This is a genomic window from uncultured Pontibacter sp., assembly GCF_947495565.1.
In the GTDB taxonomy this organism is placed as follows: domain Bacteria; phylum Bacteroidota; class Bacteroidia; order Cytophagales; family Hymenobacteraceae; genus Pontibacter.
This window is the reverse complement of sequence record NZ_CANLZM010000002.1, coordinates 296,858-315,178: the sequence shown is the minus strand read 5'-3', so window position 1 is coordinate 315,178 and position 18,321 is coordinate 296,858. Positions and strand designations below refer to the sequence as shown.

Sequence of the window (18,321 nt, the reverse complement as noted above, 5' to 3'; positions counted from 1 at the left end):
AGGTTTCTGAAGTATAAAAAAAGCGCTGACCCGAAAGAGTCAGCGCTTTTTTTATACTTATAGCTGGCTAGCGCTCTATTGCCTGCAGCACGATTTGCAGCAGGTTAAAATTGAAGTATAGCAGCGTAACTGCTACAATAACACCAACCATTATGTTGGCGTAAGGCGCCTCTTGCTCCTGTACCTGCCGCACTCCCCAATAAATATAACCGATTAAGGCCAGCAGCGCGTAAAGCAGCAGCATGATCGGAATCGCTAGCAGTACTTCTACGGAGGCAAACCGCCAGAAGTAATTTAACCCTAGCCACAGCAGGCTTAGCGCCCAGGTTACTATTAACATCAGGATGCTTTGTTTACCTGAGCTTAACCCTATGGCTCTGAAAAATTTTGCCGCTCCCGTACCTCCTGCTGCCATACTTGCTATAAATTATAGGTTGACGTTAAAGCGGTTAGCTAATAATTCTAAATCGCGTACTACCGGTGGCAGCAACGGGATACCTTTAATCAGGCGGAGCTCCTGCATTTCACGCTCGGGGTCACCGGGAATCAGTACTGATTTCTCACCATTTACCACATGAGCTTTACGGAATGTGCTAATCCAGTTATCCATGTGTTGTTTAAACTCGTCTGCAGGCCTAAAGGCATCTACACGCATAGCGCCTAGGAAGTGCCCAATACCTTCGCCGGGCAAGTTGTCCGCCACTGGCAGAAAAGCCACAAATGGTGGCACCCATGGGCCATAGTTGGCTCCGGAAAGTACAGCAGATAAAATGTCAACCACAGAAGCCAGCGCATAGCCTTTGTGGCTGCCGTGGTCTCGGTCCGAACCGAGCGGGAGTAGAGCGCCTCCATCTTTCAGTTCGTTCGGGTTAGTAGATTCCTGTCCTTCTTTTGTTTGGATCCAGCCAGAAGGGGCTTTTTTCTCCTTACGCTGCAGGATTTCAAGTTTTCCGTTAGCAGCGGCAGCAGTGGCTAAGTCGGCCACAAACGGAGGCTGGTGTTTGGCGGGCACAGCTACGGCTATTGGGTTTGTACCGAGCATCCGGTCTGTAGAGAAAGTAGGGGCTACCAGCGGCGACGCATTCGTCATGGCTATACCGATCATATCAGCCTCCAAAACTTGCATGGCGTGGTAACCGGCAATGCCAAAGTGGTTCGAGTTTTTTACCGACACCCAGCCACTGCCAACCTGCTCTGCTTTTTGTCTGGCAATAGCCATGGCACGCGGGGCAACCACTAAGCCTAAACCTGCATCTCCGTCTACGGTGGCCGTACTTGGTGTTTCGTGAACGATGCGGATATTTGGTTTCGGGTTGATGCGGCCGGCCTCCCACAGTCTTACATAACCGCTCAGGCGAGCCACGCCATGAGAGTCTACGCCACGCAGATCAGCGGCCAGCAGTACTTCTGCGGCCAGATGGGCATCATCCGCAGGGCAACCCATTTGCAGGAAAACCTCCTTTGTAAAGTCGAATAGTTGACGGTATGGATACATATACATGTCTTCTGTTAAGGGAGGCAAATTAAGAAAATATCAAACCAAAGCCTTGAGTTATACTGCCGCTGCCGCTCCATGAACGGCTAAAACAGTTATTTGTAGTTCCTTTTTACCAATATTTTATTTTAAATGTACTCCAAATCTTAGCTTGATACAGCAGGCCAGGCTGCCAATGCCGATGACAAAGTGCAGGCGTAAGCACAACTAAACTTGCCGAAAGTATACTTTGCCGCAGATGCCCGTGTGCTGGAAAGCCTAAAGGAAGCAGCGAACTGAAAATAACGCAAAAGCGCCCTGAAAGCCATACTTTCAGGGCGCTTTTGTCATGCTATGATCAAGTAGTTTATTACTCGGCCAGCATTTGGTGCAGCACGCCTTCCTTCAGCGCGTACGCCGATACCCGTATTTCCTGCAGGCCATACTTCTGCAGCACAAAGTCAACGGCTATACTTGCCAGCACAATCATATCCACGCGCATTTCCAGCATGCCAGGTATGGCCAGTCGCTCGTCGTGGTTCTTGGTGAGTAGTTCTTGGAGCACCTCATAGAAATCCGGCAGGCTTAAGGTAGATGCAGGTGGTGTGGCTGTGGCGCGGGACGTATCGCCTTTGCGTTGCGCATCGATATCGCAGAGGGTATCAAAGGTGCCTGAGGAGCCTACCAGATTTGTAGGCTTATACGCTGCAACGGCCTCTGAAAGCGGTTGCAAGCGCTCATCCAGGTATGCTTTTTCGGCGGCTATACTTTCGGAATGTATAGGATCCTGGGTGAAGAACTTGTCCATGAGGCGCTGCGCCCCTAGCTCAAAACTCTGCTTCCAAAAAATCTCGTGCTGGTTGCAAAGTATAAACTCCACGCTGCCGCCGCCAATATCCATAATCAAAGACGTATCGGTATTAAGCACGCCGGCTGCGCGTACACCGTAATAGATCAGTTCTGCCTCACGGGCCCCGTCAATTACCTCCACCTCAATATTCGTCTGCTCAAAAACATCTTTCACGAAACTTTCGCCGTTGCTGGCGTTGCGCACCATACTTGTAGCCATCGCGCGCACGGTTTGGGCGCCAAGCTCGTCGATGGTTTTGCGGAAGTCGCGCAGCGTGCGCAGGGCGCGTTCGGAGGCCTCCAGGGCAATAGCACCGTTACTGATGCCGCCCTGGCCCAACCGCACGGGCACTTTGGTTTTGTAGAGTTCCTTTAGCTGGCCCTGCTCCGTTACTTCTGTAACCAGCAGGTGAAACGTGTTGGTGCCCATATCAATTAGTGCGAGGCGTTTTTTCATGGTTTTTTGGTGATGGTGTTGAGGGTGAATTTACAAAATGATTATACTTTAGAAGAAATGCTGCGCTACGGATCAGTTTTTATTTCGCTTAAAGATCAGTTTACGAAGAACCAGGTAGCCGTTACTGATTTTATGTTTTTTGATGAAGAATGGCAAACTGATAGCTACCAGCAGCGAAATACAAGCCGCAGTGCCCAAGCCGCCGCCATAGCCAGCAAAAAACTTACTCGTGTTCAGGTAAATCAACGAAAAAATTAAGCCGGAAACTCCAACCAGCAAATAATTGGAAACGACATTAGACGAAACCATTCCTATAAAGGACGCGCCTATAAAAACGACCGGAATATTTGCCGTGAGATGGGGCGAAAGCAGATCCGGGAAAAAGTAAAAAACCAAACCCACCACCAACGAAAGCAGTGCCGACGCCCGAACCGGTCCCTGTTTCAGGCGGACATTCAGAAAATAGGTGCTGATAGCCGCTAAAACTCCTGTGATGATAAATGTTACTGCAGCCATCTACTTTAAGAAAATAAAGATTAACAAGTAAGTAAGCGCAACTCCGCCAAAGGCAACAGTGCCCAGCTTGCCGCCAAAGCCATGAAATATATTTTTAGAGAACACCAGCAGCATGCCTGCCACAAAGCTGGCGAAAAGTATGAACAGGAAATTACCTGCCACATTCTGGCTTGACATCCCCACGAAAGCACCGCAATACGCCGCTGCCGGAACTCCTTGCAGCAGCCTGCCTTTCTTGTTTAGCAAAGGCACAAAAGATGCCGCTGTGCCCACTGCCCCGGCTGCTATAACCGGCCCAAGCGCAGCATGCACGTTCAGATAATACGTCAGGATGGCGCCAAGCATCACGAAAAACACGGCAAAAAAGTCTTTCTTCAGGTGCTTATTGTTGTGCATCGGCACCTTGGTATAAGCGATGAACATGAGAATGGAGATAGAGACAACAAATATCAGGATTGGGATGATGTTGAATTTCTCCAGAAGTATGGCCAGCAAGAAAGAGGCTTGGAGCAGGATTAAGAGCAGAAAGGGTAGTTTCTTAAAATGTTTTTTCATGCAAACAGGCTATAGATTGATGCAGGCACCATTCTATAGAATCACTACGGGTTTTTAAATTTAGGGCAAACAGCGGGTGACTAAGCTGCCGATTTTTAAACTAAAAAGGGCAGAGCCGTTATCATAACTGCACTGCCCTTATACTTGTTCGGCAAAGCCTGAAAAAACTATTTTACTGACGTAAACCGGAAAAACGTGCCCAGCGGAAGGCGGCGGTTGCCGTTGTCGTGCAGGTATAGCTCGCCCAGTTCCTCGTTCTGTACTTGCTCTCCAAACGTGTCGCGCATCAGGTTATCCAGCACCATTGCCGAAAAGCCCATGGAGTATAGGTTGATCAGCAGGAAATAATCGGTGCTATCCAGCATTTCGTGGCAAAGCTTTATCATTTCGTTCAGCTCGTTTTCCAGTTGCCATTTCTCGCCGTTTGGCCCACGCCCGTAGCTGGGTGGGTCCAGGATGATGCCGTTATACTTGTTGCCCCGCTTTACCTCGCGGCGCGCATACTTCATGGCGTCTTCTACCAGCCAGCGCACGTTGTCCAGGTTGCTGGCTTCCATGTTGTCGCGGGCCCAGAAGTTAACCTGCTTAATAGAATCGAGGTGCGTAACGTCGGCGCCGGCGGCTTTGGCTGCCAGGGTGGCGGCACCGGTGTAGGCAAACATGTTAAGCACTTTGGGCTGCGGAGTTGTCAGTTTTTTGGTGGTGTCGTAGATAAATTTCCAGTTGCTATCCTGCTCCGGAAAAATTCCCACGTGCTTAAACGACGACAAACCCAGCCTGAAACGCAGCTTCAGGTCGTTATACTTGTAGTTGATAAACCACTGCTCCGGCATTCCCTTTTTTAGTTTCCACTGGCCTTTTTCCTGGCTGCCTTTGTCGCGGGTGAACACGGCATTAGCCATACGTTCCCATTCCTGTTCAGGCAAATGCTTATCCCAGATAGCCTGAGGCTCAGGGCGTGCCACGTAGTAATCGCCGAAGCGCTCCAACTTCTCAAAATTTCCGGAATCAACCAGCTCGTAATCGGCCCAGTTTTCTGTAGTTAAAAAGGAATACATATCTTTGTCGTTTATTTCTGGCTCAGTGGCCGGTTAGCGGTAAAATTACGCATTATCCGCCTAACCATAAAAAGGGCACGCAGCCGCGGATTTATTTGTTACAAACACATGGCAATTAGCTTTTACAAGTATCAGGGCACGGGCAACGACTTTGTGATGGTCGATAACCGTAAACTAAATTTCCCGGCAGAAGACGAAGAATTGGTAAAGCATCTCTGCGACCGCCGCAAAGGCATTGGCGCCGATGGACTGATTCTGCTGCAGGACCACCCGGACTATGATTTCGAGATGGTTTACTACAATGCCGATGGCCGTGTGGGATCAATGTGCGGCAACGGGGCACGCTGCACCGTGCGCTTTGCCCGCCAACTGGGTGTGATTGAGGATGTAGCCTGTTTTCTGGCTGCCGATGGCGAGCACCAGGCCAGCGTAGAGCGTGATGAAATTCATCTGAAAATGAATGATGTGCAGGACGTGGAAAGTATAGATGAGGATTATTACCTGAACACAGGATCTCCGCACTACATCCGTTTTGTAGAAGATGCCCAGAACTTGGATGTATATGAAGAAGGACGGGCTATCCGTTACAACGACCGCTTTAAAGCTGTAGGCACCAACGCGAACTTTGTGCAGCGCCTTTCGGAGGATGAGATCTTTGTGCGCACCTACGAGCGTGGCGTGGAAGATGAAACGCAATCTTGCGGAACAGGCGTAACAGCCGCCGCACTTGTGGCAGGCATAAAAGGCATGAAAAGCCCGATAAAGGTGAAAGTGCTGGGCGGCGAGTTGCAGGTGTCTTTTGAACGAAATGTTGACGGCTGTTTCAAACACATTTACCTGATTGGCCCTGCAAAGCAGGTGTTTACAGGTAGTATCACAGTTTAAATCATAACTCTCTGCCATCTTAACTAGCCTATTTAAAGGCGGGGAGAGTGGCAACCAGATGAGTTAGACTTACAGAGCAAGACTTCCGGCAAGCATAAATTGTCGGAAGTCTTTTCTTTTTGTAGATTGATACAAGCATAAAGAATAAATCCTGTGTTCCTAAAATCCGATCATACTTACCTCAGAGCCTTAGAGCCTACCGATCTGAACTTCCTCTACTCCCTAGAGAACGATACCACTGTGTGGCATGTAGGCAACACGCTTACGCCATACTCTAAGTTTGTGCTGGAGGCTTACCTGGAGAATGCCGGGCTGGATATTTATACGGTAAAGCAGCTGCGCTTGGTTATCTGCAACAGCGGCCACGAAGCTGTAGGCGCTATCGATATGTTTGATTTTGAGCCGCTGCACAGGCGTGCCGGCATAGGCATTGTGGTAATGGCAGAGCACCGGGGCAACGGGCATGCTAAAGAAGCCTTGCACCTGCTGCTAGACTATTGCCAGCACAAACTGCAGCTGCACCAGATATACTGTTCTGTTACAGCCACCAACCTGCCAAGTATAAACCTCTTCACGCAGGCCGGTTTTAAGCAAGTAGGGCTTCGCAAAGATTGGTTGAGAACTGTGGATGGCTGGGAGGATGTGGTGGAGTTTCAGCATTTATACTTATAGAGTATGACCATATAAAGTATGACCATACAGTTTCGAAAAGCTACAGCCGAAGATATAGAAGGTATGTCTCGGGTACGGCTTGCGGTGCACGAAAATAAGCTGTCAGACCCTTCGCGAATTACTCACGAGTGCTACCGCCAGATGATAGACGAAAAAGGTGCTGGATGGGTGTGTGAGGTTGGCGGCGAAATAGTAGGTTTTACCATTGTAGACATGACAACTGCAAATGTATGGGCCCTTTTTGTTGACCCTGCGCATGAGGCCAAAGGTATAGGCCGAAAACTGCATGATGAGATGTTAGCCTGGAGCTTTACGCAGGGGCTACAGAAGTTGTGGCTTGGCACTAGCCCAGGTACCCGTGCCGAAAGGTTTTACAGAAACGCTGGCTGGAAGGAAGTTGGCAAGCAGGCAAACGGCGAGATCAAATTTGAGCTGAAGCAGCAGGACCTTAGTCCGAAGAAGTAGTCTTGCTGCATGCCGTAAGCAGTATGCTCCTCATTAGGCTCCAGATAAAGTATACTGAACTTCTGCCACTATGCCACATGTTACCTATTATGGCATAGCCAATTAAGCCTATAAGCCTTAAATAGTAAAACCTCTATACTTTGTCGGCAAATATGGCAGAAGGGCTAAGCGCCGCTCGTTCTGGTATTGTTTTAGTACAGAACGTTAGATATATCGGAAAAAAGCCTATTTTTGACGATATTGCAAACAGAAGAATTCATTTAAGAACAACATATACAGATGTTTGATTTTTTCGGTAAAACCGTTGCGAAACTATTCGGTACCAAGTCCGACAGAGATATAAAGGAGGTACTACCTTACGTATCTAAAGTAAACGAAGAGTACGCTAAGCTTACTACACTCACAGATGACGAGCTTCGTCAGAAGACCTTCGAAATAAAGGGTATCATTGATGCGCACCTAAAGTCAATCGATGAGAAAATCGCGGCTTTGCACAAGCGCGTTGCCGACGAGCCGGAGCTGAACATTGTGCAGAAGGAGAATATCTTCTCGGAGATTGATGAGCTGGAGAAAGAGCGCAACAAAGAGCTGGAAGTAGTGCTGATGGAAGTGCTGCCAACTGGTTTTGCCGTTGTAAAAGAAACCGCCCGCCGCTGGAAGGAGAATGGACAACTGACCGTTACCGCCACCGAGCACGACCGTATGATTGCCGCCCGCAAGCCTAACGTGCAGATTGAAGGCGATAAAGCTACCTGGGCCAACAGATGGCTAGCCGCTGGCAGCGAGATTGTTTGGGACATGTTGCACTACGATGTACAGCTGATTGGTGGTATTGTGCTTCATCAGGGAAAAATTGCTGAGATGGCCACAGGTGAGGGTAAAACATTGGTGGCTACGCTGCCTGCATACCTTAATGCCCTGGCTCGCCGCGGTGTGCACGTGGTAACAGTAAACGACTACCTTGCCAAGCGTGACTCGGAGTGGATGGCGCCATTATTCGAATTCCACGGCCTGACGATCGACTGCATCGACAAGCACCAGCCTAACTCTGAGGCCCGCCGCAACGCCTACAAAGCAGACATTACTTACGGTACCAACAACGAGTTCGGCTTCGATTACCTGCGCGATAACATGGCCCGCGAGCCACAGGATCTGGTTCAGCGCAAGCACCATTACGCGATGGTGGATGAGGTTGACTCCGTTTTGATTGACGATGCCCGTACGCCACTAATTATCTCTGGCCCGGTGCCACGCGGTGATGAGCACGAGTTCTACCAACTAAAGCCACGCATTGCCATGCTGGTGGAGGCGCAGCGTAAAGTGGTGCAGAACTTCCTGACAGAAGCCAAGCGCCTTATCAAAGAAGGAAATACGCAGGATGGCGGCCTTGCCCTGTTCAGAGCTTACCGTGGTTTGCCAAAGAGCAAGCCGTTGATCAAGTTCCTGAGCGAAACAGGTAACCGCGCCATCATGCAGAAAACCGAGAACTTCTATCTGCAGGATAACTCCCGCCAGATGCCGGAGGCAGACGAGCCGCTATACTTCACCATCGACGAAAAGCACAACCAGATTGAGCTGACTGAAAAAGGTGTTGACTTGATTACAGGACAAGGCGAAGATCCGAACTTCTTCATTATGCCGGATATTGGTATGGAAATCGCTGAGATCGAAAATAACAATTCCATCTCGCACGAGGATCAGCTGCACGCAAAAGAGAAGCTGATCGCTGATTTCCAGGAAAAGTCAAAGCGTATCCATACTATCAACCAGTTGCTGAAGGCTTATACTTTGTTCGAGAAAGACACGGAGTATATCGTAACGCCGGATAACAAAGTGAAGATCGTGGATGAGCAGACAGGCCGTGTAATGGAAGGTCGCCGCTACTCGGATGGTTTGCACCAGGCAATCGAGGCAAAAGAGAACGTGAAGGTAGAGGATGCCACGCAGACTTACGCCACGGTTACGCTGCAGAACTACTTCCGTATGTACCACAAACTTTCCGGTATGACGGGTACTGCTGAAACCGAGGCGGGTGAGTTCTGGGATATCTACAAACTGGACGTGGTGGTGATCCCGACCAACCGTCCGATCCAAAGAAAAGACGAGCATGACAAGGTATACAAAACCGTTCGTGAGAAGTATAATGCTGTTGCCGATGAGATTGTACAGCTCACAGAGCAGGGCCGTCCTGTACTGGTAGGTACCACTTCGGTAGAAATATCGGAGCTCCTGAGCCGTATGCTGAAGCTGCGCAACATTAAGCACCAGGTACTAAACGCCAAAATGCACCAGAAAGAAGCCGAAGTTGTGGCCGAAGCTGGTAAGCCAGGCACTGTAACCATCGCCACCAACATGGCTGGCCGTGGTACCGACATTAAACTTACACAGGAGTCTAAAGGCGCGGGTGGTTTGGCCATTATCGGTACAGAACGCCACGAGTCTCGCCGCGTAGACCGCCAGTTGCGTGGTCGTGCCGGTCGCCAGGGAGACCCAGGTTCATCACAGTTCTTTGTTTCTTTGGAGGATAACCTGATGCGCCTGTTCGGCTCAGACCGTATTGCCCGTCTGATGGACCGCATGGGCCTTGAGGAAGGTGAAGTAATACAGCACTCCATGATTACGAACTCCATAGAGCGTGCGCAGAAGAAAGTGGAGGAGAACAACTTCGGGCAGCGTAAGCGCCTGCTGGAGTATGACGACGTGATGAACGCACAGCGCGAAGTAGTTTACAAACGCCGCAGAAACGCGCTGTATGGCGAGCGTCTGGAGCTGGATATCTGGAACATGATCTACGATATCAGCGAAGACGTGATTGTGAGCTACAAGAACATCAGCGATTACGAGAACTTCCAGTTGCATGTGCTGCGTGTGTTCGGTATTGAGTCTGCCATTACGGAAGATGAGTTTAAGTCTATACAGGCAAATCAATTGGCCGAGCGCCTGTACAATGAAGCGCTGAACCATTACCTGAACCGTAACAAGCAAACAGCGGCGCAGGCTTATCCAATCATTGCGGACATCCACCAGAACCGTGGGCCGATGATTGAGAACGTAGCCGTGCCGTTTACAGATGGCAAACGCCAACTGGCTGCCGTTGCCAACCTGACCAAAGCATTCGAGTCGCAGGGCTTAGAGCTGCTCCGCTCTATGGAGAAGATCATTACGCTAGGTACTATTGACCAAGCCTGGACAGAGCACCTGCGCCAGATGGACGACCTGAAGCAGAGTGTACAGAATGCGGTGTACGAGCAGAAAGATCCGCTATTGATTTATAAGTTCGAGTCGTTTGAGCTGTTCAAGCGCATGATCGGAAAAGTGAACGAGCAGACAATTCAGTTCCTGTTCCATGCGTTTATACCAGTGCAGGCACCAGAGCAAGTACAGCAGCCGGTAAGGCCGCCAATGGCTCCTAAGCCGCCTGTATTGAAAGAGCAGAAGCAGGAGGTGCATTCTTCTTTAGAAGATCAGTCAGGCCATACTTCGGCAGCAGCACCAGAGCCGGAGAAAATAATGCCGGCGCACTCACAAAAAGTAGCCGGCCGCAACGACCGTGTTAGTGTGCAGTACAACGATGGCCGTGTGCTGAAGGACGTAAAGTATAAAAGCGTAGAAGACGACCTGCAGCACAACCGTTGTACAATAATAGAAGAATAAGAATACAGCAGCCACTAATTCATACTTAGTGGCTGCTTCATGTTTTTTTACAACAGATGGAGGATGTAGGAGAAAGGTTGCTTTCATCTTATGTCCTTTGTCTTTTAGCTAAAGTTATGGCAGGAGAGGAAATCGCTTCTTATATAGATCACACGCTGCTGCGCCCCGAGGCAACCACCAGCCAGGTAATGCAGCTTTGCGACGAGGCACGCAGCTATGGCTTTGCGGCTGTTTGTGTGCCGCCATGCTTTGTGCAGCAAGCCAAAGAGCGGCTGGGTGTAGGCGCTCAGGTTAAAGTAGCCACTGTGGTTGGTTTTCCGTTAGGTTACCAGCACCCGAAGGTAAAGTTTCTGGAAACGCACCAGGCCATAGAAGATGGTGCCGATGAGATTGATGTGGTGATGAACATTTCATACTTCAAGTCCGGCAAGTATAAAGAGGTGGAAAATGAACTGAGCGACCTGGCTAAGTTCTGCCACTTAAAGGAGGCGGAGCTGAAGGTGATTATTGAAACGGCCCTGCTGACGGAGGAGGAGATTGTGAAAGCTTGCAGTATTTGCACCAGCGCTGGCGTAGATTATGTTAAAACTTCTACAGGCTTTGCTGCGCAAGGCGCTAACGTAGAGCACATAAAACTGATGCGCCGCATACTGCCAAGCAAAATGAAGATTAAAGCTGCCGGTGGCATCAGAACCACGGCAGAAGCAGAAGCATTAATCAGAGCAGGCGCCGACAGGCTGGGTTGCTCTGCCAGCATACAAATCGTTTCCACATGAACAAAGTTCTAAGTTTATCACTCGTATTGCTTCTTCTAGTTGGTTCTTCCTGTGCTCCCTCTAAGGGCAAGGGGCGAGTAGGCAGTGAGGCAAAAGCAGGTACAGGCAAAGCAGACAGAGTAGTAGAAGACCTTAGCCAGTACCGGCCAAAGTATGAAGTAGCAGACACGGAACCTATGGCACGCATTGAGCCTACGCAGCACAACAATGAGCAGGTGGCGGTGCTGATGGATACTGTGGCTAGTGTGAACAAAAATATCAAGTACGCGCAGGGGTATCGTATACTAGCTTACAACGGGTCGCAGCGCCAGACAGTAATGAACCTGCGCAAGGCCATCATCTACAGGGTGCCTGATGTGCAGGATTACCTGACGTACCAGCAGCCTAATTTCCGTTTGATGGTGGGCGATTTTTTCAGCCGTGTGGAGGCGCAGCAGGTACTGAATCAAATAAATGATCTTATCCCTAATGCCCAGATAGTACAGGATAAAATCAACATCAGGAAAAATTAAAAAGCAATAGGCAAAAGTTTTGAAAAGCGTTGTGGCGAAAAGGCTGCAGCGCTTTTTAAATTTGATGCCGAAAGGTATATTACTACATTGTCTCATACTGGCACAAGTAATTGTTTGTGCCGTTTTGTTAGAATAAGATCATGTTAATAGCAATAGATAAAATAAAGCAACTCGCCAAAGCCTACGCACCCGACACGGTGCAGGTGCGCCGCCATATCCATGCAAACCCGGAACTCTCGTTCGAGGAATACAACACTGCAGCCTATGTAAAGCAGGTGCTGGAGCAGTATTGTATTGAGGCTGAAAGTATGGCAAATACCGGTGTGGTGGCCCTGATAAGAGGAAAGAACCCGGAGAAAAAGACCATTGCCCTGCGTGCCGACATGGATGCCCTGCCGATTGTGGAGGCGAATGAGGTGGGCTATAGATCGAAGAATGAAGGCGTAATGCATGCCTGCGGGCACGATGTGCATACGGCTTCGGTGCTGGGTACGGCCCGTATACTTCAGGACCTGCGCGATGAGTTTGAAGGAACGGTTAAACTGGTGTTTCAGCCAGGTGAGGAAAAGTTTCCGGGAGGGGCGTCTATCATGATAAAAGAGGGCGTTTTGCAAAATCCTGCTCCTGAAAGTATGATTGGGCAGCACGTATTCCCCATGCTGTCTGCTGGCAAAGTAGGCTTCCGGTCTGGTATGTACATGGCCAGCGCCGATGAGATCTACATCACCGTGAAAGGAAAAGGCGGACACGCAGCCATGCCAGAGATGAATATAGACCCGGTACTGATTTCGGCGCACCTGATTGTGGCGCTGCAGCAGATTGTGAGCCGCCATGCCAGCCCTAAAGTGCCGTCGGTGCTGTCGTTCGGTAAAATAGAGGCAAAGGGCGCGACGAATGTCATCCCGAACGAGGTAAAGATAGAAGGCACCTTCCGGACCATGAACGAAGTATGGCGCAAGGAAGCCCATCAGAAAATCAAGAAACTGGCCGAAGGGCTTTGCGAAAGTATGGGAGGGAGCTGCGATATCGATATTAAATTCGGTTATCCTTTCCTGCAAAACGATCCGCAGGTAACAGGCGTAGCCCGCAAGGCTGCAGTGGCATACTTAGGAGAGGAAAATGTGGTGGATCTGGACCTGTGGATGGGAGCCGAGGATTTTGCTTACTATACCCAGCAGGTGCCGGCCTGCTTCTACCGCCTCGGCACCCGCAACGAGGAGCGCGGCATTACCTCCGGCGTGCACACCCCAACGTTCAATATTGATGAAGCCGCTCTGGAAACAGGCATAGGCCTGATGGCATGGGTGGCGCTGCAGGAGTTAACGGCCTAACGTGCTAATGCTGCTAATAAAACCGATATGAAAAAACTATACTTTATACTGCTCCTCCTCCTGCCGATGCTGGCGCAAGCGCAGAGCAAGGTTATCGCGCCCACCACTATTTGGCCGGAGCTGCAGGTGAGCTATCAAGTAAGCGATGAGGGGCTGCTGTTCCTGCGCAACGGCTACCGCATCAACACCGACAGCGACTTTAACGACTTAAAGGATTCCGGTATTCTAAGCAGCTTTGAGCGTGTGGAGCTTAGTTTCGGTTACGAGCATACCTTGTCGGACCATTGGCGCGGAGGCGCTTTGCTGCGTTACGCTGCAGAAGACTTCCCGAAGACCATGTTTTATACTTTGTTTCTGCGCCACAGCGGGCAATTGAAGAGTTTATACTTTAACAAGCAGCTCCTGTTTGAGTATGTAGAGCAGGAGGAGCAAGATGCGATTGGTCGTTTTAGACTGTCTGCAGAACTGGGCAAGCGTCTGCCGCTGGGTAGTAAATTCATCACCCCAAGTATAAATTACGAAGCCATGATACGGTCGAACCTTGGCAAAGAGAAAGACGGAATTTCAGAAGAACGCACCATTGACCGTACCCGCCTGCGCCTCAGCCTGAACTACGAGCTTACCGATAAGCTGCGCATCAATCCATACTTTTTGCGGCAAACAGATTATTACTACGTGCTCATTCCGCCGATATATGACGAACAGGGGCAACTGCAGGAAGACGGTTATACTACAAAGCGCAACCGCATTACCCCAATTGTAGGGCTGGAGCTAAAATATACCTTTAACAGCACCCCGAACACTGCCAGTATTACTTATTAAAAAGCCTTCAACTGTAAATTAGTCAGTAAGTTAGAATACATCCTGCTTTTGTGAATGATATTATTTCATGATTTGTAAGGATTATTCTGTTGGTATGGTTTTTACTATGCTATAGCTGTAAATCAATTTGCAGAATTAAAAAAGGAGGTACAAGATGGCACTTACAAGATACAACGGCATGCAAGAGAACATGCCCAACACTTTTAGCGCTATGTTAGACAAATTTTATAACGAGTCTGTTAATTCCAGGAATTTCTCTGGGTTTACCCCGCACGTAGATGCCTGCGAAACCGAGAATGGTTACGAGGTTGAAGCAGCCTTGCCAGGCGTGAAGAAGGAGGATATTTCTATTGATTTTCAGGAAGGTAAATTAACTATTACCGGCGAGCGCAAACTGGAGAAACAGGAAGAAGGCCGCCGATACCATATGCTGGAAACGCAGTATGGCTCCTTCAGCAGAACTTTCTACTTGCCTGACAATGTAAACCCAGATAAGATTACAGCAGAGTTTAACGATGGCATCCTGTTGGTGAATATTCCGAAGGATGAGAAAAAGGTGATGAAGCGCCAGATCAACATCTCGGCCGGAGCCGGTTCTGAGAACAAGGTGGATAAGAAGAAAAAAGCTGTATTAGAAAACAGAGAGCCTAAATAAATAAGCTCTGAACACATTAAAAAAGAGGCCAATAAGTTTGGCCTCTTTTTTGTTTAGTTAGGAGTTATAAGCAAAACTACTTATCGGTAAGGACATACTATCGTATAAAGAAATACCGTTTATAGTAAAGACGATATAGTTAATTCAAAATATCATATATAGTAAAGTTTAAAGCAATTTATGAAGACGAAACAGTTTATACTTGGCGTTGCGCTTTCGGCCGTGGTAGGCGGTGGTGTGGCTGTGGGTAGTTACAAAGTGCTGGAGGATAACAACGTAGTACAGACAGAGCAGCAGTACCCTACTGTACGCTACACTAGCGACATGCGCAGCAGCAACACGGTAGTGCCCGAGGGGCTCAATTTTATTAAAGCAGCACAGGTGTCTACCCCAGCTGTGGTGCACGTGATGACAGAGTACAGTGTCCGCTCCTCTGACCGTTATAGCAGCCCGATGGACCCTTTTCTGAGAGAATTTTTTGGTGATGGATTTGGCCAGAACGTGCCGCGCGGTCCGCAGGTTGGCTCCGGTTCAGGGGTTATCATTGCCTCTAACGGTTATATCGTAACCAACAACCACGTAATAGACAAGGCCTCTAAGATAGAGGTGGTGCTGGATGATAAGCGTAAGTTTGAGGCTACGCTTGTAGGCTCAGACCCGACCACAGACATTGCCTTGCTGAAGGTGAACTCCGATAACTTACCAACCATACGCTACGGCAACTCAGATGATTTGCAGGTAGGCGAGTGGGTGCTGGCCGTAGGTAACCCCATGAACCTGACATCTACCGTAACAGCCGGTATTGTGAGTGCCAAAGGCCGTAACATTAACATTTTGCGCACCAGCGCCAGACAGGATATGAGCATTGAGTCGTTTATTCAGACAGATGCCGCTGTAAACCCAGGTAACTCAGGCGGTGCCCTTGTAAACCTGAACGGTGACTTGGTGGGTATCAACACTGCCATTGCCTCTCAGACAGGCTCATTTGCCGGTTATTCTTTTGCCGTTCCGTCGTCTATCGTGAGTAAGGTAGTGGATGACCTGTTAAAGTATGGCGAAGTGCAGCGTGCCTTGCTTGGAGCCTCTATTCAGGAAATCGATGCCGCTTTTGCAAAAGAGAAAGGACTTAAAACACTGAACGGAGTTTATATTGCCGATGTGCAGGAAGGCAGCGGTGCCAAAGAAGCAGGTCTGCAGGCCGGAGACGTGATAACAGCTGTAAATGGCGTAAGCGTGGGCAAATCATCTCAGTTACTGGAGCAAATTGCCCGCTACCGCCCTGGCGATAAAGTAAAAGTAGCTTACATCCGAGACGGAAAAGACAGATCCGCCAATGTAACGCTTAGAAACCTGAACAACAGCACTGAGCTCGTGAAGCGCAGTACGGCTAAGGCCATCTCGTTTGATGGGGCAACCTTTGAGCCGGTGAGCAAGCAGGAAATGAGTACGCTCGGCATTGACGGCGGCGCAAAAATCAAAGACGTCAAAGACAGCAAGTTCCGTGATACAGGTATGAAGGATGGATTTATCATCACCCGCATAGATAAGTATGATGTAAACGAACCTACGGACGTAGAAAAGCACCTGAAGAATTTTGACGGTGGCGTAGTATACATTGAGGGCGTTTACCCAGATGGCCTGAAGGCTTATTACCCGATTGGCAAAGGTTAATAAACCATACCAATAATTATAGAAAGCTTCTGCAGCCTTGCAGAAGCTTTTTTATTTTTTAGCTTTGTATAAGAGCCTGTTAAAACTATAAAAGAGATAAAACCATGAAGCAGACCATAGACGAATTGCCGTTAAATAAAGAACTAGCAGATGTCCTGCATCAGCTGGGCATAAAAGATACAAACCCTGCTTACAGCACCGGCCTTGCCTGGGGCGGGCAGGACGGACGCACTACCCGTTCCGTTACCTCTCCGGCTGATGGCAGCACCATTGCCACGGTTAACATGGCTAGCGCTGAAGACTATGACAAAGTAGTAACCACCGCACAGGAGGCTTTTAAAATCTGGCGTAAGATGCCGGCTCCGAAGCGCGGTGAGATTGTGCGCCAGATTGGCGATAAACTGCGCGAGCACAAAGAGGCATTGGGCAAGCTGGTAAGCTACGAAATGGGCAAGATTTACCAGGAAGGTCTGGGCGAGGTGCAGGAGATGATCGATATCTGCGATTTTGCGGTAGGATTGTCGCGCCAGCTGCACGGCTTTACCATGCACTCGGAGCGCCCGCAGCACCGCATGTATGAGCAGTACCACCCACTAGGAATTGTAGGCGTTATATCGGCCTTCAATTTTCCGGTGGCGGTTTGGAGCTGGAACGCCATGCTGGCTGCCGTATGCGGCGACGTGATTATCTGGAAGCCTTCTGAGAAAACACCGTTAACAGGCGTAGCGTGCCAACACATTATCCGTGAGGTATTGGCCGAAAACGAACTGCCGGAAGGTATTTTTAATCTGATTGTTGGTGATGCCGAGATCGGTAGCTTGATGAGCCATGATAAGCGCGTGCCGCTTGTGTCGGCTACAGGTTCTACGCGTATGGGTAAGAAAGTAGGCGAGGCTGTAGGAGCCCGTTTAGGCAAATCTCTGCTGGAGCTGGGCGGCAACAACGCGATCATACTTACTGAAAGTGCTGATATGGAAATGGCGCTGCGTGCTATCGTTTTCGGTGCCGTTGGTACCTGCGGTCAGCGCTGCACTTCTACCCGTCGCCTCATCATCCATGAAAACATCTATGAGCAGGTAAAAGAGCGCCTGCTGAAAGTATACCCGAACCTGCCGATAGGCCATCCGCTGGATAGCACCACGCTGGTTGGTCCGCTGATTGATAAGGATGCTGTGGCTGCCTTTACAAATGCACTGGATAAGGTGCAGCAGGAGGGCGGTACACTGTTAACAGGTGGCGAAGTATTGAGTGGCGAAGGCTACGAAACCGGTACTTACGTAAAGCCAGCCATTGTAGAAGCCCAGAACCATTACGAGATGGTGCAGGAAGAAACATTTGCCCCAATTTTATACTTGATCAAGTATAGCGGCGATGTGGAAAATGCCATTGAGATTCAGAATGGTGTGCGCCAGGGTTTATCTTCTGCTATTTTCTCTACTAACCTGCTGGAGACAGAGGCTTTCCTGGGTCATTGGGGCTCAGACTGTGGCATTGCCAACGTAAATATCGGTACATCCGGAGCAGAGATAGGAGGCGCGTTTGGTGGCGAGAAAGAAACAGGCGGTGGCCGCGAGTCCGGCTCCGATGCCTGGAAAGTATACATGCGCCGCCAGACTAATACTATAAACTATGGCCGCGAATTACCGCTTGCCCAAGGCATCAAGTTTAATATCATGGATTAAGGATCAGGATTTACAGGATTAAGAAAAATTTTCAGGATTTTTATACTTTGGAATAAATAGGCCAAACACACAGGCTTTAGATCAAACATGAACATCCTGTGCATCCTAAAGATCCTGTAAATCGTGATTCAGCTAAAGTATAAAACGCCAGCTCTACTATAGGGCTGGCGTTTTTGTTTGCGGGTATTGTGCATAAAGTATAGCTGTGTCATTTTCTAGATATTTTACACGGTTGTTTCTCGCTTCTGCTGAGTTATGCACCTTTTCTATACATTTTGTTTCCTTAT

At 49.1% G+C, this 18,321-nt stretch carries 17 protein-coding genes; 11 read left to right on the top strand and 6 right to left on the bottom strand.

Going from position 1 to position 18,321, the window contains the following annotated elements; translation table 11 throughout:
* Positions 1-67 precede the first annotated feature (67 nt).
* The 6 genes from Q1B04_RS03665 to Q1B04_RS03640 form a co-directional block, all read right to left on the bottom strand.
* Positions 68-340 (bottom strand): hypothetical protein, encoded by a 273-nt coding sequence (locus Q1B04_RS03665; RefSeq protein ID WP_299755663.1) that lies wholly within the window; start codon positions 338-340, stop codon positions 68-70.
* Between the two features lie 87 nt (positions 341-427).
* The gene (locus Q1B04_RS03660) at positions 428-1,495 is read right to left on the bottom strand and encodes an Ldh family oxidoreductase (RefSeq protein WP_299755660.1); all 1,068 of its coding nucleotides are present in this window, start codon (positions 1,493-1,495) and stop codon (positions 428-430) included.
* Positions 1,496-1,844: 349 nt separating this feature from the next.
* Positions 1,845-2,780 (bottom strand): phosphatase, encoded by a 936-nt coding sequence (locus Q1B04_RS03655; protein ID WP_299755658.1) that lies wholly within the window; start codon positions 2,778-2,780, stop codon positions 1,845-1,847.
* A 72-nt stretch (positions 2,781-2,852) separates the two neighbouring features.
* Positions 2,853-3,296 carry a hypothetical protein gene (locus Q1B04_RS03650; RefSeq protein WP_299755655.1) on the bottom strand — a complete coding sequence of 148 codons (444 nt, stop codon included), beginning with the start codon at positions 3,294-3,296 and terminating at the stop codon, positions 2,853-2,855.
* Positions 3,297-3,851, bottom strand: coding sequence for a hypothetical protein (locus Q1B04_RS03645; RefSeq protein WP_299755653.1), 555 nt, complete (start codon positions 3,849-3,851; stop codon positions 3,297-3,299).
* A 167-nt stretch (positions 3,852-4,018) separates the two neighbouring features.
* The gene (locus tag Q1B04_RS03640; protein WP_299755651.1) at positions 4,019-4,909 is read right to left on the bottom strand and encodes a class I SAM-dependent methyltransferase; all 891 of its coding nucleotides are present in this window, start codon (positions 4,907-4,909) and stop codon (positions 4,019-4,021) included.
* A gap of 108 nt (positions 4,910-5,017) precedes the next feature.
* On the opposite strand from Q1B04_RS03640, the gene dapF reads away from it, so the two are divergent.
* From dapF to Q1B04_RS03585, 11 genes are all read left to right on the top strand, one after another.
* Positions 5,018-5,794, top strand: a complete 777-nt coding sequence (gene dapF, locus Q1B04_RS03635) for a diaminopimelate epimerase (protein WP_299755648.1) — start codon at positions 5,018-5,020, stop codon at positions 5,792-5,794.
* Positions 5,795-5,947: 153 nt separating this feature from the next.
* On the top strand, positions 5,948-6,466 hold the full coding sequence (locus Q1B04_RS03630) for a GNAT family protein (protein ID WP_299755646.1): 519 nt from the start codon (positions 5,948-5,950) through the stop codon (positions 6,464-6,466).
* A gap of 18 nt (positions 6,467-6,484) precedes the next feature.
* Positions 6,485-6,931 (top strand): GNAT family N-acetyltransferase, encoded by a 447-nt coding sequence (locus Q1B04_RS03625; protein ID WP_299755643.1) that lies wholly within the window; start codon positions 6,485-6,487, stop codon positions 6,929-6,931.
* A 279-nt stretch (positions 6,932-7,210) separates the two neighbouring features.
* Positions 7,211-10,585 (top strand): preprotein translocase subunit SecA, encoded by a 3,375-nt coding sequence (gene secA, locus Q1B04_RS03620; protein WP_299755641.1) that lies wholly within the window; start codon positions 7,211-7,213, stop codon positions 10,583-10,585.
* A 116-nt stretch (positions 10,586-10,701) separates the two neighbouring features.
* Positions 10,702-11,361, top strand: coding sequence for a deoxyribose-phosphate aldolase (deoC, locus tag Q1B04_RS03615; protein ID WP_299755638.1), 660 nt, complete (start codon positions 10,702-10,704; stop codon positions 11,359-11,361).
* Positions 11,358-11,873 carry a sporulation protein gene (locus Q1B04_RS03610; protein WP_299755636.1) on the top strand — a complete coding sequence of 172 codons (516 nt, stop codon included), beginning with the start codon at positions 11,358-11,360 and terminating at the stop codon, positions 11,871-11,873. Before deoC ends, Q1B04_RS03610 begins: the two co-directional genes overlap by 4 nt.
* A 140-nt stretch (positions 11,874-12,013) precedes the next feature.
* Positions 12,014-13,204 carry a M20 family metallopeptidase gene (locus tag Q1B04_RS03605; protein ID WP_299755634.1) on the top strand — a complete coding sequence of 397 codons (1,191 nt, stop codon included), beginning with the start codon at positions 12,014-12,016 and terminating at the stop codon, positions 13,202-13,204.
* Positions 13,205-13,231: 27 nt separating this feature from the next.
* Complete coding sequence (locus Q1B04_RS03600; protein WP_299755632.1) at positions 13,232-14,026, top strand: DUF2490 domain-containing protein; 795 nt, start codon at positions 13,232-13,234, stop codon at positions 14,024-14,026.
* Between the two features lie 154 nt (positions 14,027-14,180).
* Positions 14,181-14,681, top strand: coding sequence for an Hsp20/alpha crystallin family protein (locus tag Q1B04_RS03595; protein ID WP_299755629.1), 501 nt, complete (start codon positions 14,181-14,183; stop codon positions 14,679-14,681).
* A gap of 180 nt (positions 14,682-14,861) precedes the next feature.
* Positions 14,862-16,352: a Do family serine endopeptidase gene (locus Q1B04_RS03590; RefSeq protein ID WP_299755625.1), complete on the top strand. Its 1,491-nt coding sequence runs from the start codon at positions 14,862-14,864 to the stop codon at positions 16,350-16,352.
* A gap of 104 nt (positions 16,353-16,456) precedes the next feature.
* Complete coding sequence (locus tag Q1B04_RS03585) at positions 16,457-18,034, top strand: aldehyde dehydrogenase family protein (protein ID WP_299755622.1); 1,578 nt, start codon at positions 16,457-16,459, stop codon at positions 18,032-18,034.
* Positions 18,035-18,321 lie beyond the last annotated feature (287 nt).